Raw genomic sequence first — 20,709 nt, forward strand, 5'->3', positions numbered from 1 at the left:
TTGCAGGGAACGCCGCCGCCCGGGTGCTTCGTGGGTACGGATCAGCGCATCAGCAGCTTGACGAGTGCGGCCTGCGAATTGACCCGGGTCTTGGCATAGATGCTTTTGAGCTGTGTCCGGGTCGTCTCGTAGCTGACGCCGTTGGCCTGCGACATTTCCTTCAGCGTCAGGCCGGCGGCGATACTACAGGCAATGCGGATTTCAGCCGGGGTCAGGCCGTAATTGTCCTTCAGATGGTCGTGCCTGAGGTCGCCGATGAGCGACGTTGCAGGCTCGATCAGAACCGCAACCGTCGGCCCGTCGAGAAGCTCGGTAAAGATGGTGGCGTTTCGCCGGACCAGGGTGATGCGGAAGGCGCCGTGTTCGGCGGTCCTGACGACGCGCAGCTGCGGCTGCGCCGGGGCGCCGACCGGCGAGGCCAGAAGCTCGAGTGCCGCATTGGTTTCCGGTTCGTCCATGAACAGGCGGCCGTTGACCGCGATCCGGAACGGGGAGCCGTTCGCCGCCATCCGTTCGGCGTTGTGGTTCATCGAGCGGATGCGCAGATTTTCGCCCACATAGATCACGCCGACGCCGATCGTATCGAGCAGCGTGCGGCCTTCGTGCTGCTCTGCCATCATCAGATCGCGCCGCCGCAGGAAGTCGAAGGCGCGCTTCAGGTGGGGTGCAAGGTGCGTATACTGGTCGGCCGCCTGCTGGTTGAGGTCCTCGTCCGTCGAAGAGGTGCAGGTCGACAGGAGCAAGGTCCGCGTCGGGCTGCGCACGATGGTCACGCCGACCGTGGTCTCGCTGCCGGTCTGGCGCTTCAGCCAGTCATTGTAGAATTCTGATTTCGTCAGCTCCGCGCGCGAGACGATATGCTCTCCCGAGAGGCCGCGCCCCACCGGCACGAGAACCGATTTCGGTATCCAGGGGTTGATCGCCGCAAAGTGATCGTTGAACTGGTCGATGGCATCGGGGGTAAAGCCGGAGACATAGGGCACGCAGGCCGATGGCGACGCGAGGTCATGGTAATGGAGCGCGGAACGCCCGTTGGGCATGGTCGTCGTCAGCCGGTCGAGAAAATCCTGCCAGCCGCAATCGCCAAAGGCGGCGCCGTAGATCAGCTCCGTCAGTTCGGCGGTATCTGCAGGTTTCGTCGAACGATACATGCGTGCCTTTGCCTAAGACAGGTATGCCTAATATAGCCAGGCATCGCAGATTCGATCAACCTGAAATAGTGGAGACAAGCATTCGTTGCGTGCGATACCATCCTGACAACGCAGAATAGCCGGCAAAGCGCCGGCCATTCCAATTTCTCCCACTTTCAATCGCCTTCGGCAAAATCAACCCTTGGTTGCTTTAATCGCTGCAGCCACAGCTGTGTGGCAGAGCGGTAGCGGCGACAGCAGGATCGCCGCAAGCAGCGTTGTGGTGAGCATCATGGCCGGCCCTGGGTGACGATAACCGGGATCAGCAGGTCGCCCCAGTTGCCTTCGCCGCCGTGGTGGCGAGCCGAGCGCACGAGCTCGACGGAAACGCCGGCATCGACGGCCTTCATCACGGACTGGTTGAGGCGGTGCAGGTCGTTGGCGACCATGCGGATTGCCGCCTGCTGGTCCGGGGTCATCGCCGAAGACTGTTCCTCGGCCCGTTCCTTGACGCGTGTCTGGACTGTCATTGGACTTCTCCTTGAGGTTCGAGGCTGGAGCGTGTTTGCGGTTTTCCGCCCGCATCCATTTCACTTACGAGGGGTCGGCAGGAGCGCAGCGGGCAGGGATTGCCACGCTCCCGCCGGGCTTTCACTCTGCGGCCGGGCGGAACTGATCGTGCTCGGTCGATTCCTTCATCGCTGTTGTCGAGGACTGGCCGCCGGTGATGGCCATCGAGACGGCGTCGAAATAGCCGGTGCCGACTTCGCGCTGGTGCTTGGTGGCGGTGTAGCCGTTGACCTCGGCGGCGAATTCCGCCTCCTGCAGCTCCGAATAGGCGGCCATCTGCCGTGCCTTGTAGCCGCGCGCCAGTTCGAACATGCCGAAGTTCAGCTGGTGGAAGCCGGCCAGCGTGATGAACTGGAACTTGTAGCCCATCGCGCCGAGCTCCCGCTGGAACTTGGCGATCGTCGCGTCGTCGAGGTTCTTTTTCCAGTTGAACGACGGCGAGCAATTGTAGGCAAGCAGCTTGCCCGGATGCACCTTGTGCACGCCTTCGGCGAACTTGCGGGCCTGCTCGAGGTCCGGCTTGGAGGTTTCGCACCAGATGAGGTCGCAATGCGGCGCATAGGCGACCGCGCGGGCGATGCAGGGCTCAAGCCCGTTCTTCACCTGGTAGAAGCCTTCGACCGTACGGCCGGCGTCGTAATCGACGAAGGGGCGATCGCGCTCGTCGATATCGGACGTCAAGAGCTTGGCGGCCTCCGCATCGGTGCGGGCGATGACCAGCGTCGGCGTTCCCATGACGTCGGCGGCAAGCCGGGCCGCGTTCAGATTGCGGATATGAGCCGCCGTCGGGATCAGCACCTTGCCGCCGAGATGGCCGCACTTCTTTTCAGACGCAAGCTGGTCCTCGTAGTGGACGCCGGCAGCCCCTGCCTCGATGAAGGCCTTCATGATCTCGAAGGCGTTGAGAGGGCCGCCGAAGCCGGCTTCGGCGTCCGCGACGATCGGTGCGAACCAGGTGTCGACCGAAAGGCCCTTGCCTTCGGAGGTCTCGATCTGATCGGCGCGCTGCAGGGTGCGATTGATGCGCTTGGCAAGCTCAGGCGCGGCATTGGCCGGATAGAGCGACTGGTCCGGATACATGGCCGAAGCGGTGTTGGCGTCGGCCGCAACCTGCCAGCCGGAGAGATAGATCGCCTTCAGGCCGGCGCGGACCATCTGCATGGCCTGGTTGCCGGAGAGCGCGCCGAGCGCGTTGACGAAGTCGTCCTCGTGAATGAGCTTCCACAAGCGGTTCGCGCCCATTTCGGCCAGCGAATAGCGGATTTCGACCGACCCGCGCAGCCGCTTCACGGTCTCTGCGGTGTAGGGGCGATCGACGCCATCGAAGCGGCCTTGCGGTGCGCTGGGAACGAGCTTGTAAAAATCAGTCATTACTTCCTCCTGTCAAAATCAAACACCCATTCGACTTTTGTCGTATGGCGCCTTGTGTTTCGAGTTCATGTGACAGTTTTTACATTGCGCTGCAGTATTCGGCTATTGGAAACAATGAATTGATGAGATCAAAAGGGTTATCTTGTCTTGCCTTTGACAGAGCGGCGAAGTAAATTTGTAAAGAATGTAAAACGCCCTGTGTTGCGCAGATTGTAAAGGTAGTTACAAATGGCTGAGAACAAGATCTTTGCCGGTCCACGTGTCAGGCGCATTCGCAATGGCCTGTCGCTGACCCAGACGGCCATGGCCGAGGCGCTCGGCATCTCGCCGTCCTACCTCAACCTCATCGAGCGCAATCAGCGGCCGCTGACGGTTCAGCTGCTGTTGAAGCTTGCCTCGGTCTACAAGGTCGATCTCGACGAATTGCAGGGCGAAACCGGCGGCAGCCTCACGCAATTGCGCGAGGTTTTCGCCGATCCGCTGCTGTCGGCCGAGTTGCCGGGAGAGCAGGAGCTGATCGAGGTGGCGGAAGCTGCCCCCAATGCCGCCGGCGGCGTCGTCAAGCTCTATCGCGCCTATCGCGAACAGGCCTCGCGCCTCAAGGATCTGGCGGACCTTCTGGCGGGGCAGGGGCACATGGAGGCGCTTTCGGGTACGCGGCTGCCGATGGACGAGGTGCGCGAAACCTTCGAGGGGCGGCCGAATTATTTCGCCGGCATCGAGGCGGCGGCGGAAGCCTTCCACGAGGCGCTGTCGCCGGGTGACGATCTGATCGGCGCGCTCAAGGCCTGGCTGAAGAAGGAGCACGGCCTCGTCGTGCGCAGCCTGCCGGTGCGCGCCATGCCGAACCTGCGCCGTCGCTTCGACAGGCACTCCATGCGCCTCTTCGTCTCCGAGCGGCTGTCGCCCTACGACCAGTTGCGCGAGATCGCCATGGAGGCCGTGTCGATTGCCTGTCATGAGGCGATCACGGCGGAGCTTGGGATGTTAAGGCTCTCGACGGCCGAAGCGCGCCGAATCGCTCGCTTCGAGCTGGCGCGCTATGGCGCGCACGCGCTGATGATGCCCTATGCCGCTTTCCTTGCCGCCGCGCAGCGGGCGAAGTACGACATCGATGTCCTGCGCGCTCGCTTCCAGGTCTCGTTCGAGCAGGCCGCCAACCGGCTGACCATGCTGCAGCGCCCGGGTGCCCAGGGGTTGCCGTTCTTCCTGATGGAAATCGACAATGCCGGCCACCGGTTGCGGCGGGCCGGCGCATCGGGCTTTCCGCAGGCGAAATTCGGTGGTGGCTGTCCGAAGCTCAATATCCACGCCGCCTTCTCGGTGCCGGGGCAGGTCCTGGTCGATCGTGTCGAAATGCCCGACGGTGCCGCGTTCCTGACGGTGGCGCGCACGCTGGAGGGGCCGCAGGCGGCGTTCCATGAGCGCGTCCGGCGCACGGCGCTTCTTCTTGGCTGCGAGGCGTCGGTTGCCGACGAGACCGTCTATGGAGCCGCGCTGCCGCCGGCAATCGCGATCGGTGCCGCCTGCCGGCTCTGCGAGCGTCAGGGCTGTCTGGCACGCGCCGAGCCGCCGGTCACCCGGCCGCTCGGCCTCGACGAAATGGCGACGGGGCTCAGCGTCTTCGATTTTCAGTAGCTGACGGGGTGCTGGTTGGGCAGAAGCGGCGCATTCGCCGCGAAGCATTCTGCCGGCAGTCCCGTCGTGTAGCCGCGGGTGATGTGCGCCTTGTCGGCATAGGCCGTGTTGCGCATCAGGAGCGCGTGCAGTTCCGGCAAATTGTAGAACGGTACGCCCGGATAGAGATGGTGCTCCAGGTGGTAGTTGATGTTGTGGGGTGCGAAGAACAGCTTCTCCCAGGTATGGGGATAGACCGTGCGCGAACTCGTCAGTTCGTCGCTGTAGTCCATGCTGCCGAAATGTTCGGCGACGCTGCGTATATAAAGGAACAGGCAGAAGAAGGTGAGGAACGGCACCACCCAGTAGAGCGCCACTTCCCGCCAGATGCCGAAGAACGTGAAGATCGCGGCGGCGGCGACGTAGAAGCCGATGCGCAGCAGCTTGTACTGAAGCGTCGAGCGATCGTTCTTTCCCATGCGCTTTGCCATGTGCAGCATGTCGCGTAGCGAATTGACCGCGACGAGATAGCCGAGCAGTTGCGTGATGCCGCGCGCGACCTTTTGCGGAAAGGTGAATTGCGGCATGCCGAGCTTCGCCGTCCAGTCCGGATCCTCATCGGTATTGGCATGCTGATGGTGGGCGAGGTGGTTCTGGCGATAGCCGTCGACGGTGGCCAGCACCGGCCAGGCGAGCAACAGATCGCTCATCCAGTCGCTGAGTTTCCGGTTGCGGATGATGCGGTAGTGCGCAGCCTCGTGGATCATGCAGCCGAGCGCATGCATGCGTCCGGCGATCAGCACCACGGCAACGAGGTAGACGAGGAGGTTGCTGAAATACTCGCTGACGGCGATGGCTGATGCGATCAACGCCCAGTCGAATGCGATTGCCGCAAGGGCCTTTTGCGGCTCGAGCACCGACAGGCGCTTCAACTGCTTCGGATCGATCCTGCGGCTTTTCCCGCCGACGACCTGCTCACCCATGACGACACCTGAGATCCTTCACCGCTACTGTCGGGAAAATCGCATGGCGATCATGGTTAATCAATCGTAAATGGCGGTCCGTACAGAGGCGGCAAAGCTATGGTTAACGGTGCCGCCGCGGCCGGGTCGAGGACGACAGGCTGGAAGCCAGCCGCCATAAGTGCCCGTTTTTCTTCGACTTGTGAAACTGACGGGCTCACAGGGCGGCGCTTCTTATCGGCACGAAAGCGCTTGAGGTTATCGAGAAAGATGCCTAACCTCCGGCCTGAACGAAGCGAATTGGAGGGTGTCCCGGTGTGCCGGGCCCGATACGAAAAAACCAAGAGGGGAGTTGTATGTCCAAGCTCATCGTCACAACCCTGGCGGCAGCCGTTCTGGCCGGCTCGACCATGCTGGCCTCCGCGCAGGAGCGCGTGGTCAACGTCTACAACTGGTCGGACTATATCGACAGCAGCATTCTGGAAGATTTCACCAAGGAGACCGGCATCAAGGTCGTCTACGACGTCTTCGACAGCAACGAGATCCTGGAGACGAAGCTGCTTGCCGGGGGCTCCGGCTACGACGTGGTGGTGCCGACGGCAACCTTCCTGCAGCGGCAGATCGCCGCGGGCGTGTTCCAGAAGCTCGACAAGTCGAAGCTGCCGAACCTTTCCAACATGTGGGATGTGATCATGGAGCGTACGGCCAAGTACGATCCGGGCAACGACTATGCCATCGACTACATGTGGGGCACGACCGGCATCGGCTACAACGTCGACAAGATGAAGGCGATCCTCGGTACCGACGAGAAGCCTAACTGGGACGTCATCTTCAAGCCGGAACTGGCGGCGAAGTTCAAGGATTGCGGCATCCACATCCTCGATTCCCCGACCGACGTCATGCCTTCGGCGCTTGCCTATCTCGGCCTCAATCCGGATAGCCACGAGGCGGCCGATCTGGAAAAGGCCGCTGAGCTGCTGGCGAGCATCCGTCCCAACGTGCGCAAGTTCCATTCGTCGGAATACATCAATGCGCTTGCCAACGGCGACATCTGCCTTGCAATCGGCTTTTCCGGCGACGTCTTCCAGGCCCGCGACCGTGCGGCCGAAGCCAAGGCCGGTGTGACCGTCGACTACGCGATCCCGTCGCAGGGCGCGCAGATGTGGTTCGACATGCTTGCGATCCCGGCTGATGCACCGCACGTCGAGGAGGCGCACGCATTCCTCAACTACATGATGAAGCCCGAAGTCGTGGCCAAGGCATCGAACTACGTCTTCTACGCCAACGGCAACAAGGCCTCGCAGCAGTTTCTTGACAAGGCTGTTTTGGAGGACAGCGCCATCTATCCGTCGGACGAGGTGATGCAGAAACTGTTCACGGTGACGCCCTTCGAGGCGAAAGAACAGAGGGTGTTGACCCGACTCTGGACAAAGGTCGTAACCGGCCAGTAAGAGCGGAAAACGAATTGCCCGGACCTCAAAATCCGGGCAATTTTCTTAAGGGGGCACCGGGGAAAACGAGAGTGCCCATCGGCTGTATCATTCGGGGATAGATGATGAAGTCTCTCGGCAGTATCCGGCGGTCCTTTGCCCCTTGGGCGGATCCCGCTTCCAAGCCATTCATTTCCTTCAAGAACGTGACCAAGCGGTTCGGCGATTTCACCGCCGTCGACGACCTTTCGCTGGATATCTACACGCGCGAGTTCTTTGCGCTGCTGGGTGCGTCCGGCTGCGGAAAGTCGACGCTTCTGCGCATGCTCGCCGGCTTCGAACAGCCGACGTCGGGCGAGATCATCCTCGACGGGCAGAGCCTGGCCGGCATTCCGCCCTACAGGCGTCCGGTCAACATGATGTTCCAGTCCTACGCGCTCTTCCCGCATATGAACGTGGAGAAGAACATCGCCTTCGGCCTGAAGCAGGATGGCATGCCGAAGGCGGATATTGCCGAGCGCGTCGCCCAGATGCTGAAGCTGGTGAAGCTCGAGAAGTTCTCCCAGCGCAAGCCGCACCAGTTGTCGGGCGGTCAGCGCCAGCGTGTCGCGCTTGCCCGCTCGCTCGCCAAGCGGCCGAAGGTGCTGCTCCTCGACGAACCGCTCGGCGCGCTCGACAAGAAACTGCGCGAGGAAACCCAGTTCGAACTGATGGATCTGCAGCAGGAACTCGGCCTCACCTTCGTCGTCGTCACCCACGACCAGGAAGAGGCAATGACCATGGCCGACCGCATCGCAGTGATGAGCCACGGCAAGGTCATTCAGGTGGCGACCCCTGCCGAAATCTACGAGGCGCCGAACTCGCGTTTCGTCGCGGACTTCATCGGCGACGTCAACATTTTCGAAGGAGCGGTCTCCGGGGCCGAGGGCGGTTATGTGCGCCTTGAAGGCACGAACGGTTTCCCCATTCGCATGGCATCACCCGAGACGCCGGCTGCCGGAGGCAAGTCGGCCGTCGCCGTCCGCCCGGAAAAGATCCGCGTCAGCCGTCAGGCGCCGGCCCATGCGCCCGTCAACGCCGTTCAGGGCGAGATCTGGGATATCGGCTATCTCGGCGACATGACCGTCTTCCACGTGCGCCTGAAGGATGGACGCGTGATCAAGGCGTCGTCGCTGAATGCGGTGCGCGCGGTCGAGGATCCGCTCGGCTACGACCAGGAGGTCTGGGTTTCCTTCGGCGAAGACGCCGGTGTCGTTCTGAAGGATTGAGGCCATGACCCGTGTCGCATCCGCTCTTTTCAGCCGCCTCGTCATCATCATCCCCTATGCCTGGCTGCTGTTTTTCTTTCTGATCCCGTTCTTCATCGTCTTCCGCATCTCGCTGTCGCAGACGGCGGTGGCGATGCCGCCCTACACGCCGGTCTTCGATCTCTTCGGTGGCTTGTCCGGCATCCTTGAAAAGGCGAAAGAGTTCTCGTTCGACAACTACGTCTGGCTGACGGAGGATGTTCTCTACTTCAACGCCTATGTGTCGAGCGTCATCATCGCGGCGGTTTCGACCGTGCTGACGCTGCTGATCGCCTATCCAGTCGCCTACGGCATGGCGAAGGCGCCGAAAACCATTCGCCCGACGTTGCTGATGCTCGTGATCCTGCCGTTCTGGACGAGCTTCCTGATCCGCGTCTACGCCTGGATCGCGATCCTGAAACCCGAAGGGTTGCTCAACCAGTTCCTGCTGAGCATCAACGTCATCGACCAGCCGCTGATCATCCTCAACACCAATTGGGCGATCTACATCGGCATCGTCTATTCCTACCTGCCGTTCATGGTGCTGCCGATCTATTCGTCGCTCGAGAAGATGGATCACACCCTGACAGAGGCGGCACTCGACCTCGGCTGCACGCCGTTTACCGCCTTCTGGCGCGTGACGTTCCCGATGTCGCTGGCGGGCGTCGTCGCCGGCTGCCTGCTGGTCTTCATCCCCGCCGTCGGCGAATTCGTTATCCCCGACCTGCTCGGCGGTTCGGAGACGTTGATGATCGGCAAGACGCTCTGGAACGAGTTCAATGCCAACCGCGACTGGCCGGTTTCCTCGGCCGTGGCGACGATCCTGCTTCTGATCCTGGTGTTACCGATCGTCTACTTCCAGAACGCCCAGGCCAAAGCCGACAGCGAGGGGAGGTAGGACATGGGCAACTGGTCACGCTTCAACATCGCCTCGATCGTGCTCGGCTTCGGCTTCCTCTACCTGCCGATCGTGCTTCTGGTGATCTTCTCCTTCAACGAATCGAAACTCGTCACCGTCTGGGCCGGGTTTTCGACCAAGTGGTACGCGCAGCTCTGGCACAATCAGGCGCTGCTCGATGCCGCCTGGGTGACGATCCGCGTCGCGCTGATCTCGGCGACCTTCGCCACCGTGCTCGGTACGCTCGCGGCTTTGGCGCTCGTCCGCTACACCCGCTTCCGTGGCCGCATGCTGTTTTCCGGCATGGTCTATGCGCCGCTCGTCATGCCCGAGGTGATCACCGGCCTGTCGTTGCTGTTGCTGTTCGTTGCCATCGGACTCGACCGCGGCTTCTGGACGATCACGCTGGCGCACATCACCTTCACCATGTGCTTCGTTGCCGTTGTGGTGCAGTCGCGGTTGCTCAGCTTCGACCGGTCGATCGAAGAGGCGGCTCTCGATCTCGGCGCCACGCCGGTGACGACCTTCTTCTCGATCACCCTTCCGGTCATTGCACCCGCGGTGTTTTCCGGCTGGGTTCTCGCCTTCACGCTGTCTCTGGACGATCTGGTGATCTCGAGCTTCACCACGGGACCGGGCGCCACGACGCTGCCGATGAAGATCTACAGCCAGGTGCGGCTGGGCGTGACGCCGGAGATCAACGCGATCTGCACCATCCTCATCGGCGTGGTCGCGATCGGCGTGGTGGTTGCCTCGATCGTTACCAAGCAGCGCGAGGCGCAACGCGAGCGGGACGAGCGGGCCGCCTTCGCCCAGTCCTGATCCGCTGCGCCATCGCTAACGCCTCTTATGAAACCAGCGGCCGGTGTCCCTGACACCGGCCGTTTTCAGTTGGGTTCGCCGAGAACCGACAGGGGCGAGATCACCGCATTCGGCCAGGAACCGCCGACGAAGAAACGCAGCCTTTGCCCGGCGTTCAGCGTGTCGATGTAGGTGCCCGCAAGCGCCAGGCTGCCGCTGCGATAGGGAATGACGCCGTTGACCGAGAGATTGCCGGTCTGGCCGGCAAAGAGCGCCCGGTTGAGCCGCGCCGACCCTTCCTCGAAGCTGGCTTCGATGTCCGCCGTCTGGAAGGCGAAATTGCCGTCGCTCGCCTGCGACAGCGAAAAGAATTCGCCGGCCCGCACAAGGTTCGCAAAGGCATTAGCGTCGAAGCCGGTGAGGTTGCCATTGGCAAGCGAAAGTCTGATGCGGCCGGAAGCCTCGGCCACCTGCGCGCGCCAGAACGGGTGTTGCGTCGTAAGGTCCAGATTGACATTGCCCCGGCCGGTTGGGATCGGGCCGGTGAAGCCGAAGTCTGCAAGGGCTGCAGCAAGGTCGGCATTTTTCAGCACCAGTTCCAGCCTGCCGCCGCCGGCCAGACCCTCTTCCGAAGCGGCGAGCCGGCCGCTGAGCCGGCCATTGGCATAGGTGCTGTCGGCGACGTTGACGGAGGCGCGCCCGTGATCGAAGATGACCCCGGCGGCGAGATCTTCGAGCCGCAGCGGGCCGACCAGCGCCTCCTGCGCCGACAGCCGCACATCGGCACGCCAGCTGCGCATGAACGCATCGCCGAGTTGTTGCCTGAGTTCGTCCGGCTCCAGCGGGTCGATGAACGGCTGCAGTCCGTTGAGATCGATGCGGTCGAAGGCGAGCGTGCCTTCGACGCGGTGGGTATCGTCGATCGGCGTGGAGATGTCGAGGATGCCGGTCGCGTTGGCACCGCCGAGCGTCAGATGAAGTTCGTCGAGCTTCAGCGAGGCCTTGCCGCTGGTGACGTTGGCACTCAGGCTGAAGCCGCTGTCCGGCAACGTGCCTGCCGCCTTGCCCCTGTACCAGGCGGCAAGGGCCTGCAGCGAGGCCGTCGAAACCTGCAGCCGTCCCGCCGCGGACGGTGTCGGGGAGAGATTGCCGTTGCCTTCGAACGAGAGATTGAGCGCCGCCGAGGATAGCGACGTCTTCAGCGCCGCGTTGCGGCCGGTCAGCAGCATCAGCGGTTCGTTGCATTCGAGCGTCCAGGCCACCACCTGTCCGGCAAGGGTGCCGGAAAGCCGGGCGCTGAGCTGCTTGGTGAACGACGGCCAGGAGACTGTTCCGGATATGCCGGAAAATTCCCGCGTCTGGTTGGTGACGAGGTCGATGATCTGCAGGCGGCCGTTTTCGACTGTGATGTCGCCGAACGGCGTATCCTTGTCGGCGGCCTGCACGTCCGGCGTATTCAGCCAGTGCGGCCGCTGCCAGTTGAGTGTGCCGTCCGTGCGCCGCTCGAGCGTGACGACCGGCTCAACCAGCCGGACATCGTGCAGCGCTGGCGTGCCGTCGATCGCCGAGAACAGGCTGAACGTCGCGGTAATGCTGCCGATATGCGCGAGCTTGCGGGACGATCCGTCCGTCGTTTCGATCGTCGCCGAGCGGAGCGTCAGCATCGGTTCCGGCCAGAAGCTGATCTCGGGATTGCCGGCGATCCGGCTTTTGCCGCCAGACCAGGCATCCAGCATGTGTTCTACGGTCGGGCGCACGTTGGTGGTCGAAATCAGCAGAGGCAGAACGGCGTTGTAGCCGGCTGCAAGCCCGACGCCGATTGCGGCCGGCCACAGGAAATGGCGGCGCTTCAGCCGCGACAACAGGCGTACGTCGCGCATCATATGCAGAAATTTACGTCTCATGTCCGCCTGGTCGCCGTCGCTTGGGTCACGTGAGCTTGGATAGGCCTTCGGTCTTCAGAAATCAAATGCGACGGACAGGCAACAGACAGGTAAATGTCGTCCACGCGATGACGAGGCGCTTGCCGGTGCTGTTTATTTTGCGATGCAGCATGGTATAGAGGGCATGGAGCAGGAGTGGAGGAAAGCATGCACGCAGAGCAGCCGTTGTGGGTTCCGGGTCCGGAAATCCTTGCGCATAGCCCCATGGCCGAATTCATCGCCTGGAGCAGCAAACGCTTCGGCAGGACCTTTGCGGATTATGATGCCTTCCACGCCTGGTCGGTAGCCGAGCGCGGCGACTTCTGGACCGCGGTCTGGGAACACTGCGGCGTCATCGGCGAACGCGGCGCGACAGCCCTCGTCAAAGGCGACCGCATGCTCGATGCGCGCTTCTTCCCCGAGGCGAAGCTGAACTTTGCCGAGAACCTTCTTCGCGAGACCGGCGACGACGACGCGCTCGTCTTCCGCGGTGAAGACAAGGTCGACTATCGCCTCTCGTGGGGCGAACTTCGCGCGCTGGTATCGCGCCTGCAGCAGGCGCTGAAGGCTGAAGGTATCGGCCCCGGCGACCGCGTTGCAGCGATGATGCCGAACATGCCCGAGACCATCGCCTTGATGTTGGCGACCGCCTCGATCGGCGCGATCTGGTCGTCCTGTTCTCCCGATTTCGGCGAGCAGGGCGTTCTCGACCGTTTCGGCCAGATCACGCCGAAGCTGTTCATCACGTGCGACGGCTATTGGTACAATGGCAAGCGCCAGGACGTCGACGCCAAGGTTCGCGCGGTCTCCAAGGCGCTTGGCGTGCCGGCGCTGATCGTTCCCTATGCCGGCGACAGCGCGGCACTCGCGGCCTCGATCGAGGGTGGCGCGACGCTCGACGATTTCATCGCACCATTTGCGGCAGCAACTCTGACCTTCGAACGCTTGCCTTTCGGCCATCCGCTCTATGTGCTGTTTTCCTCAGGCACGACGGGCGTTCCCAAATGCATCGTGCATTCGGCCGGCGGCACGCTTCTGCAGCACCTGAAGGAGCATCGTTTCCACTGCGGCCTTCGTCGCGGCGAAAAGCTCTTCTATTTCACCACCTGCGGCTGGATGATGTGGAACTGGCTGGTGTCGGGCCTCGCCGTCGGCGCCACCCTCTGCCTGTTCGACGGCTCGCCCTTCTATCCCGATGGCAACGTGCTCTTCGACTATGCCGCGGCCGAGAAGTTCGCGGTGTTCGGCACCTCGGCGAAATACATCGACGCCGTGCGCAAGGGCGGCTTCGTCCCGGCCAACACGCATGACCTCTCCACCCTTCGGCTGTTGACCTCGACCGGTTCGCCGCTGTCGCCGGAAGGCTTCTCCTTCGTCTACGAGGGCATCAAGTCGGACGTCCAGCTTGCCTCGATCTCGGGCGGTACCGACATCGTTTCCTGCTTCGTCCTCGGCAACCCGCTGAAGCCCGTCTGGCGCGGCGAGATCCAGGGCCCGGGTCTTGGTCTCGCGATCGACGTCTGGAACGACGAAGGGCAATCGGTGCGCGGTGAGAAGGGGGAACTCGTCTGCACCAAGGCCTTCCCGTCGATGCCGGTGATGTTCTGGAACGACCCTGAAGGTGCCAAGTATCGCGCCGCCTATTTCGAGCGTTTCGACAATGTCTGGTGCCATGGCGACTTCGCCGAATGGACAGAGCATGGCGGCATCATCATCCACGGGCGATCGGACGCAACCTTGAACCCCGGCGGGGTGCGCATCGGCACGGCGGAGATCTATAATCAGGTCGAGCAGATGGAAGAGGTCGCAGAGGCGCTCTGCATCGGGCAGGACTGGGAAGACGACGTGCGCGTCGTTCTCTTCGTTCGTCTCGCCGCCGGCGTTGCCCTGACCGATGACCTGACGAAGGCGATCAAGAACCGCATCCGCGTCGGCGCCTCGCCGCGCCATGTGCCGGCAAAGGTGATCGCGGTCGCCGATATCCCGCGCACGAAGTCCGGCAAGATCGTCGAGCTGGCCGTCCGCGATGTCGTGCACGGGCGTCCGGTGAAGAACAAGGAGGCGCTCGCCAACCCGGAAGCGCTCGATCTTTATGCTGGACTGGATGCCCTTAAAAATTGAGGGCGCGTTAACGGATTCGCGTCGTTGGAATTAACCAAGGCTTCAGACTTGCTGAAAAATCCCTAAAATTGCGGATCCGGCGGGTAAGGTCCTGTTAAGGATTGGGGGCGCATGGTCATGCCAACTTGAGGCCGATCGATGTTGGATCGGCGTTCGGCAGAGATGCCGTCGCAGACATGACGTCGTTACTTCTCGAGCGATTGTTGGTTTAGCATTCAACTATCGAGGTGGCCTCCCAGCCACCTTTTTTTTATGCGTTTCTCGTCTGTCCGTGCCTTGCTGAACGAGGCTCAGGAGCGGCGCTCAAGCGACCGCGACACGAGGATGACCGGGATCATGCCGGCGACGACGATGATCATCGCGGCGACTGAAGCGTCTTCGACCTTGGCCCGCGACGCGTCCTCATAGACGAGCGTCGCCAGCGTATTAAAGTTGAAGGGCCTGAGCATGATCGTCGCAGAAAGCTCCTTCATCGTCTCGATGAAGACGAGGAGCGCGGCGGTCAGCACTGCCGGGCGCATCATCGGCAGAAGGACGGTGCGCAGGGTCTGGCCGCCGGTGCGGCCGAGCGCGCGCGCCGCCATGTCGAGATGCGGCGAAAGCTTCTGGAAGCCGGCTTCGAGCGAGCCCTCGGCCATGGTGAGGAAGCGCACGCTGCAGGCGTAGATGATCGCAAAACCGGTGCCGGTCATCATCAGCCCAGTGGAAACACCGAACGTATCGCGCATGCCGGCATCGATGATGTTGTCGAGAGCGGCCAGTGGGAACAGCACCCCGATCGCAAGAACGGTGCCTGGCACGCCATAGCCGAAGGAGGCGAGGCGTCCGGCGATGTCGCTCACCCGCGAATGTCCCGTGCGCGCCGCATAGGCGAGCACGAACCCGAGCAGAACGGTAACCGTTGCGGTCGCGCCTGAGACCAGGATGCTATGAAAGAGCGCGTTGAGCAGCCGCGGCTCGACGAATTGGTCGATACGCTTGAGCGCAAAATTGCCGAGGATCAGCACGGGAACGGCAAAGCCTGAAAGCACCGGCAGCAGGCAGGCGACCATGGCGGCCCACTTCTTCCAGCCGGACAGCACGAGCCGGGCGGCATCATGGACGGCGGAGGTCGTCTTCTGGCTGGAGAAGCGCTGGCGCCGCCGCGCTGCCCGCTCGATCATCATCAGGCCAATGACGAAGACCAGCATGATGCAGGCGATCTGTGCAGCGCCCGCAAGGCTGCCACGGTTGAGCCAGGTGTCGAAGATCGAGAAGGTCAGCGTCTGAACGCCGAGGAATTCGACTGCACCGATGTCGTTCAGCGTTTCCATCGCCACCAGCGTCAGGCCGATCATGATGGCCGGGCGGGCCATCGGAATCTGGATGCGAAAGAACACCTTCAGCGGCCCGGCGCCGAGCGTGCGCGCGACATCGGCGGCGGCGCGCCCCTGCATCAGGAACATCGAGCGGCAGGCGAGATAGATATAGGGATAGAGAACCGAGCTCAGCACCAGCACGGCGCCGCCGAGCGAGCGGATATCCGGAAACCAGTAGTCACGGCTCGTCTTGAAGCCGAAGATCGCGCGGATCAGTCCCTGCACCGGCCCGGTAAAGGTGAAAAGCTCACCGAATGCATAGGCCGCGAGATAGGCCGGGATTGCGAGCGGCAAGACCAGAGCGGCTGACAGGAAGCGTCGCAGCGGAAACTCGCAGCTTGCGACGAGCCAGGCGGTGAGAATGCCGACGAAGGCGGTCGCGGCACCCGTCAGCGAGATCAAGAGCAGCGTGCGCCCGGTGGCGCGCGGAATGACGTTCTGCATCAGATGCGGCCAGTCGCCGCCGCCGCCCGAGATCGCCAGCCAGGCGATCGCGACGATCGGCATCAGCACGATGAGCGATGTCAATCCGGCCCAGGTCGCCAGCAGGGGATGCGAAAGACCGGTTCCGGCACGCGCATGGCGGCGCTTGATGCTCTGAGATGTGGACTGCAATCGATCGATTCCGCGGCATGACGGCAGGACGTAGTCAGCGGCGGCCAAACTGGCCACCACAACTCAACATTTCCTTATAGCATCCGGCCTCAGTTCGCCAAGACGCGTTGTGACGGGAAGGAGATTTCCACCAGCGTTCCCTCGTTCGGCGCCGAGGTGATCGAGAAGTGGGCGCGGTTCGCCTCTGCCATCGCCTTGGTCAGAGGCAGGCCGAGCCCGGTGCCGTCGCCACGCTTGCGCGCGCCCGTCGTCACCTGCCGGAACGGTTTCATCGCCTGGTCCAGTTCGCCGCGGGTCATGCCGACGCCGGTATCGCGGATCCGCAGCATGACGCTGCCATTGGCCTCGTAGGAGGTCGACACCACGATCTGGCCACCCGAGGGCGTGAAGCGGATAGCGTTCGCCAGAATGTTGAGCGCGATCTGCTTGATCGACCGGCCGTCGGCCACGACGTTGGGCACGGCCGCCGACAGCGAGGTGCGGATGATGACGCGCTGGCTGTTGGCCTGCGGCTGAACCAGCGACACGGCTTCCGAGACCGCGTCATTGATCTCCACGGCGCCGAAGTCGAGCTCCATTTCGCCGGCCTCGATCTTCGAGATGTCGAGCAGATCGTTGACGATATCGAGCACATGGCGACCGGAGCGGCCGATGTCGCCGGCATATTCGATGTAGCGCGGGTGGCCGACCGGGCCGAAATGCTCGCTCGCCATCATGTCGGAAAAGCCGATGATCGCATTGAGTGGCGTGCGGATCTCGTGGCTGACGCGGGCGAGGAACTCGGTCTTGTGGGCGTTCGCCGTTTCGGCCGCGCGCTTGGCGTTCCGGAGTTCCTCTTCCGTGCGCTTCCACTGGGTAATGTCGCGGATGACGGCGCAAAAGCCATTGGAGGCCGAAAGCCGCCCGATGGTCATGAACAGCGGAATGAAGCCGCCGTTCGCTTCACGGCCGATCACCTCGCGTCCGTCGTTCAGAACACTCGCGACACCGTGGCCGGAAAGCCCGTGCAGGTAGTCGATGACTGCCTTCTGGCTTTCGTGGGCGAAGAGCGCGGCGAAAGGTTTGCCGCGGATCTCGCCCTCGTCATAGTTGAAGAGCGCGCTCGCCGAGCGGTTCATCGAGCGGATGTCGCCGTCATGGCCGAGAACGACGACGCCGTCGGTCGCGGTTTCGAGGATTGACTTCAGCTCGTCGATTTCCGTCTTCAGGCGATCGACGTCGTCATCGGAGATGGCCTGGTCGAGCTTGCTCGATGGCATGTTCGCGGCCGCCGGCGTCAGCGCCAGCATCAGCGCGCTCCGGCCGTCCCAGCGGATCGTGTGCAGGCGTGCGGTGACCGGACGCATCTGGCCGTCCTTGCGGATCAGCATCATCGTGCCGTCGGGTTCCTGGTCGGTCGCCTCTTCGCCGTTGGCAAAAAGCGCGTCGAGGCCGCCTTCCTGGACGAAGTCGTCGAGGTCGCCATAGGCGGTGAGCCGCAGGAATTCCGGATTGGCGTGCAGCAGTTCTTCACCGCGATGCACGAGCATGCCGATCGGCAGGCTGTCGAGGATCTCGCCGCTAAGGCCGATATCGGCCGCTTGCGGCTGGAGATGCACGTTCGCCTGTTCGTCCTCGGCCACCCCGTCGTCGGTCCCCGCTTCGGTTTCTTCCGCGCCCGGCTGCTCTTCTGCCGCTGGCGTCGAGGATGAGACGGTTTCGTGCGCGTCCACCGGCAAGGGTGTGCTCGCATCGGCCGGCGCGTCGCTTTCCTCGACCGGCGCGGCTTCCGTCGGCTTGCCGAAATGCTCGCCCAGTTGCCGCGCGATTTCGCGGAACGCCGCCTGTTCGCCACGCGTCAGCGCGGTTGCGGCGCGATGTTTCTCGAGTTCGACGATCTTGTCGGAGGCTGGAGGCTCGGTCGTATCGACCAGCTGCAGGGCAGGGCGTTCTCCCTGGAAGGGATCCTCCGGTGCCGCGTCGTGTTCATCCGAGGCGACTTCGGTCGCGTGGTCCGGCTCTGCCTCATCCACACTGGTGGAGGGGGCCTGGTCTTCGGTCGCGTCGTGATCCTGCACCGTTGCGGCAGGCTCGACTTCCGCTTCTGACGACGGCTGTTCGACGACCTGCACCTCTTCCGAGGGCCGTTCCTCGATCTCGGAGCCGGTAGCGGGAAGATGCGCGTGATCTTCCGGCAACGTCTCTTCCGCGTCCGGTTCCTCCGCCGTGTCCGTTGCGGCGTCGAATGTCAGGCCGTTGGCGTGTTCGTCTTCGACGGCATCGGCAAGGCGCACGATGCCGAAACCGCGGAAGCCGTCGAATTCGCGGGAGCGCGAGTAGGTGGGCAGCGCCGCCAGATCGACCGGAACTTTAAGGCTCGTGCCCTGCACGGGCCAGAAAATCGTCTTGCCCGACCAGGTGTCGCGGCGCTGCAGCAGCGCGCCGATCTTCTGGTCAGGATCGAGGCCGTAGCGTGCCGCCACTTCATTAAAGGTGGTTCCGATCACATCGGCGGCGCGCGGGCCGACGGCGGTGGCGAATTCCTCGGAGATCTCGCTGAAGCGGCCTTCGGCGTCGATTTTCCAGACGAAGCGCACCGCACGAGCGCCGGGCACGAACGCAAAGCCGGCCTGTTCGGACGGGGTGGTCTCGGCGGCCTCGACCGTCTCGTCGTCGCGAACGACCTCTTCCGTCAACGGGATTTCATCGGCGGCCGGCGTCTCGGCCGCGGTCACGTCGGTCGCGACCGCAGGCGCTTGCTCGCCGTCTTCTTCCGTTGGCTCCGCGCCCAGCACCGTAATGTCCGCATCTGCACCCGCAAGCGCCTGCGGATCTGCAGCGGCAACCGCCTCCGGTTCTTCCGGCAGAACGACCTCGTCTGCAGCGACGTCGACGTCTGCGTTCTCAAGGTTGCCATCGTCCTGCGCGGCATCTGCTTCGACAGGCTCCACCTGTTCGAATGCGTCGGCCAGGGCAGCGTCTTCGGCTGGTGCAGCGCTTTCATCCGGCGCTTCGGCCGGTTCGACGGTGTCCGCTGCCTCTGGCGCCGCCGCCTCAGGAGCCGTTGCCTCCGGAACCGCTGAAATGGGGGCGGGTGTCTCTGCGGTCGGCTCCAGTTCCTCGGCCGGCGGCAGGATCGGCAACGCTTGCGCTGCCTCAGTCTCTTCGTCCGGATCGAGCGTGCCGAGAATGGTCTCGACAGCAAAGAGCAGGTGCAGCGACGGCTCGTCGGCGATCTTGCCGACCGCGGCCGGCAGGTGCCCTTTCCGCGTTGCGACCGGGCGCTTGATCAGCCAGTCGTGGTCCCGGCCGACGGCGTCGACGAGCTGCTTGCGCGTCTCGTCCGACATGCCGAGATCGATGAAGCCCGGCGAGTGCGCGATGATGCCGCCGTTGCCGTCGAGGACGGCCATGTGGGTGTCCGGCCCATCGAGGCCGGCGATCATGCGTGCAGCGCGATCCTCAAGCGACAGCGGCTCGCCCGAATGCGGTGCGGTAAAGAGCACGGCGTTCTCGTCCGGGCGCACGCGGATCATCTCCACGCTCACATTGAGCGGCGTGCCGCGGAAGCCCGAGAACTTGCGGATCGAAAGCTGGCGCCGGTCGCCGGCGCGCACGAGCTGCGCTCCCGCGGCCTTGAGCTGACGCAGCGACAGGTCGCCCTGGTCCGGTCCTGCATCGATGAAATCATAGATCGAACCGGCGCCGAAAAAGGCCGCGCCCTGGTCGTTGGCCCAGAGAATGCGTGCGAAGTCCCGCGAAAACAGGATCGCCGCGTCGCCGCGGGCAAAATGCTCCCGCACCCGCGCATGCACGGCGATATCAATGAAGGGATACTGTCTCGCGGGCATAAAGGGGGCCTATTGACGGATCGCTTGCGGGTTAACACTCTATTAATACCCGGCAGGCCCGCAAGGGTCCAGCGAGGGCCGGAGCTTCGTCACGGCTTTCGGCGCGAAAGGTTAATTCTCCGGATTTTGTGCACTGCACAATTTTATTGCAATGCACAAGCAAGTAGTTTATATAATGCGCATCAATCAACGGCGCCTCTGAAGAGGGCCAGACACCAAGGAGCGCTTTCATGGCTACCAAGAAGACCGACGACGTATTTTCCCTTTCCTCTTTCGACCCGGCGAAGTTCACCGACAGCTTCCGCGACTTCGCGGAAAAGGGTGCCGTCCAGTCGAAGGAAGCCTATGCCAAGATGAAGACCGCTGCCGAAGAGGCAACGAAGACCGTCGAGGCAACGCTCGAAAGCGCCCAGACCGGCTCCGTCGAACTCGGTCTCAAGGCCATCGACGCACTGCGCACCAATGCTGAAAATTCGCTGTCGCACATGGAAGCGCTGCTCGGCGTGAAGTCGCTGTCGGAGTTCGTCGAACTGCAGACGAGCTTTGTCCGCAAGCAGGCCGAACTCGCCGTCGAGCAGGCGAAGTCGATGCAGGAAGCGACCAAGAAGGTTGCCGAAAATGTCGCCAAGCCGGGCAAGGACGCCGCTGAAAAGGCGATGTCGTCCTTCAAGAAGGTCTAAACACAGCCTACCGCGCTGGCTGAACAACGGCGACAGATTGCTGTCGCCCAATTCTGCCATCTGCGCCCAAAACCAAGAATCCGGATGGCTTGCCATCCGGATTTTTTCCAGGATAATC

The 20,709-nt window shown here is 63.0% G+C and carries 14 protein-coding genes; 7 read left to right on the forward strand and 7 right to left on the reverse strand.

All coding sequences use genetic code 11. The features are described from left to right. Positions 1 to 41: 41 nt before the first annotated feature. The 3 genes from M2267_RS03315 to aceA form a co-directional block, all read right to left on the reverse strand. Positions 42 to 1,151: a helix-turn-helix transcriptional regulator gene (locus tag M2267_RS03315; RefSeq protein ID WP_429112458.1), complete on the reverse strand. Its 1,110-nt coding sequence runs from the start codon at positions 1,149 to 1,151 to the stop codon at positions 42 to 44. A 269-nt stretch (positions 1,152 to 1,420) separates the two neighbouring features. Continuing rightward, positions 1,421 to 1,660 carry an SMc00767 family acetate metabolism repressor gene (locus M2267_RS03320; protein WP_034800815.1) on the reverse strand — a complete coding sequence of 80 codons (240 nt, stop codon included), beginning with the start codon at positions 1,658 to 1,660 and terminating at the stop codon, positions 1,421 to 1,423. A gap of 121 nt (positions 1,661 to 1,781) precedes the next feature. Beyond that, positions 1,782 to 3,071 carry an isocitrate lyase gene (aceA, locus tag M2267_RS03325; protein WP_429112461.1) on the reverse strand — a complete coding sequence of 430 codons (1,290 nt, stop codon included), beginning with the start codon at positions 3,069 to 3,071 and terminating at the stop codon, positions 1,782 to 1,784. 228 nt (positions 3,072 to 3,299) lie between these two features. On the opposite strand from aceA, the gene M2267_RS03330 reads away from it, so the two are divergent. Beyond that, complete coding sequence (locus M2267_RS03330) at positions 3,300 to 4,709, forward strand: helix-turn-helix domain-containing protein (protein WP_429112464.1); 1,410 nt, start codon at positions 3,300 to 3,302, stop codon at positions 4,707 to 4,709. On the opposite strand, the gene M2267_RS03335 is transcribed toward M2267_RS03330, so the two are convergent. Next, positions 4,703 to 5,671, reverse strand: a complete 969-nt coding sequence (locus M2267_RS03335) for a fatty acid desaturase family protein (protein WP_429112466.1) — start codon at positions 5,669 to 5,671, stop codon at positions 4,703 to 4,705. The genes M2267_RS03330 and M2267_RS03335 overlap by 7 nt on opposite strands. A gap of 335 nt (positions 5,672 to 6,006) precedes the next feature. Between M2267_RS03335 and M2267_RS03340 the strand changes: the two genes are divergently transcribed. The 4 genes from M2267_RS03340 (at position 6,007) to M2267_RS03355 (ending at position 10,086) form a co-directional block, all read left to right on the forward strand. Further along, positions 6,007 to 7,101: a polyamine ABC transporter substrate-binding protein gene (locus tag M2267_RS03340; protein WP_043618210.1), complete on the forward strand. Its 1,095-nt coding sequence runs from the start codon at positions 6,007 to 6,009 to the stop codon at positions 7,099 to 7,101. A 104-nt stretch (positions 7,102 to 7,205) separates the two neighbouring features. Beyond that, on the forward strand, positions 7,206 to 8,348 hold the full coding sequence (locus M2267_RS03345) for an ABC transporter ATP-binding protein (RefSeq protein ID WP_205237069.1): 1,143 nt from the start codon (positions 7,206 to 7,208) through the stop codon (positions 8,346 to 8,348). Between the two features lie 4 nt (positions 8,349 to 8,352). Continuing rightward, positions 8,353 to 9,264, forward strand: coding sequence for an ABC transporter permease subunit (locus tag M2267_RS03350; RefSeq protein WP_043618213.1), 912 nt, complete (start codon positions 8,353 to 8,355; stop codon positions 9,262 to 9,264). A 3-nt stretch (positions 9,265 to 9,267) separates the two neighbouring features. After that, complete coding sequence (locus tag M2267_RS03355) at positions 9,268 to 10,086, forward strand: ABC transporter permease subunit (protein ID WP_192447783.1); 819 nt, start codon at positions 9,268 to 9,270, stop codon at positions 10,084 to 10,086. A 65-nt stretch (positions 10,087 to 10,151) separates the two neighbouring features. On the opposite strand, the gene M2267_RS03360 is transcribed toward M2267_RS03355, so the two are convergent. Continuing rightward, entirely contained in the window at positions 10,152 to 11,969 is a 1,818-nt protein-coding gene (locus tag M2267_RS03360; RefSeq protein ID WP_429112469.1) for an AsmA family protein, read from the reverse strand. 186 nt (positions 11,970 to 12,155) lie between these two features. Between M2267_RS03360 and M2267_RS03365 the strand changes: the two genes are divergently transcribed. After that, complete coding sequence (locus M2267_RS03365; RefSeq protein WP_429112472.1) at positions 12,156 to 14,108, forward strand: acetoacetate--CoA ligase; 1,953 nt, start codon at positions 12,156 to 12,158, stop codon at positions 14,106 to 14,108. 290 nt (positions 14,109 to 14,398) lie between these two features. Here M2267_RS03365 and M2267_RS03370 read toward each other — a convergent pair whose 3' ends face one another. Both M2267_RS03370 and M2267_RS03375 read right to left on the reverse strand, forming a co-directional pair. After that, on the reverse strand, positions 14,399 to 16,081 hold the full coding sequence (locus M2267_RS03370) for an ABC transporter permease (RefSeq protein ID WP_429112475.1): 1,683 nt from the start codon (positions 16,079 to 16,081) through the stop codon (positions 14,399 to 14,401). Between the two features lie 89 nt (positions 16,082 to 16,170). Next, on the reverse strand, positions 16,171 to 19,911 hold the full coding sequence (locus M2267_RS03375; RefSeq protein WP_429112478.1) for an ATP-binding protein: 3,741 nt from the start codon (positions 19,909 to 19,911) through the stop codon (positions 16,171 to 16,173). 230 nt (positions 19,912 to 20,141) lie between these two features. On the opposite strand from M2267_RS03375, the gene M2267_RS03380 reads away from it, so the two are divergent. Continuing rightward, on the forward strand, positions 20,142 to 20,591 hold the full coding sequence (locus M2267_RS03380; RefSeq protein ID WP_043618231.1) for a phasin: 450 nt from the start codon (positions 20,142 to 20,144) through the stop codon (positions 20,589 to 20,591). Positions 20,592 to 20,709: the final 118 nt, after the last annotated feature.

This window comes from Ensifer sp. KUDG1 (assembly GCF_050434285.1).
GTDB lineage: Bacteria > Pseudomonadota > Alphaproteobacteria > Rhizobiales > Rhizobiaceae > Ensifer.

Coding starts and splice junctions, on each gene's coding strand:
- M2267_RS03315 (WP_429112458.1), bottom strand. CDS start 1,151: ATGTATCGTTCGACGAAACCTGCAGATACCGCCGAACTGACGGAGCTG.
- M2267_RS03320 (WP_034800815.1), bottom strand. CDS start 1,660: ATGACAGTCCAGACACGCGTCAAGGAACGGGCCGAGGAACAGTCTTCG.
- aceA (WP_429112461.1), bottom strand. CDS start 3,071: ATGACTGATTTTTACAAGCTCGTTCCCAGCGCACCGCAAGGCCGCTTC.
- M2267_RS03330 (WP_429112464.1), top strand. CDS start 3,300: ATGGCTGAGAACAAGATCTTTGCCGGTCCACGTGTCAGGCGCATTCGC.
- M2267_RS03335 (WP_429112466.1), bottom strand. CDS start 5,671: ATGGGTGAGCAGGTCGTCGGCGGGAAAAGCCGCAGGATCGATCCGAAG.
- M2267_RS03340 (WP_043618210.1), top strand. CDS start 6,007: ATGTCCAAGCTCATCGTCACAACCCTGGCGGCAGCCGTTCTGGCCGGC.
- M2267_RS03345 (WP_205237069.1), top strand. CDS start 7,206: ATGAAGTCTCTCGGCAGTATCCGGCGGTCCTTTGCCCCTTGGGCGGAT.
- M2267_RS03350 (WP_043618213.1), top strand. CDS start 8,353: ATGACCCGTGTCGCATCCGCTCTTTTCAGCCGCCTCGTCATCATCATC.
- M2267_RS03355 (WP_192447783.1), top strand. CDS start 9,268: ATGGGCAACTGGTCACGCTTCAACATCGCCTCGATCGTGCTCGGCTTC.
- M2267_RS03360 (WP_429112469.1), bottom strand. CDS start 11,969: ATGAGACGTAAATTTCTGCATATGATGCGCGACGTACGCCTGTTGTCG.
- M2267_RS03365 (WP_429112472.1), top strand. CDS start 12,156: ATGCACGCAGAGCAGCCGTTGTGGGTTCCGGGTCCGGAAATCCTTGCG.
- M2267_RS03375 (WP_429112478.1), bottom strand. CDS start 19,911: ATGCCCGCGAGACAGTATCCCTTCATTGATATCGCCGTGCATGCGCGG.
- M2267_RS03380 (WP_043618231.1), top strand. CDS start 20,142: ATGGCTACCAAGAAGACCGACGACGTATTTTCCCTTTCCTCTTTCGAC.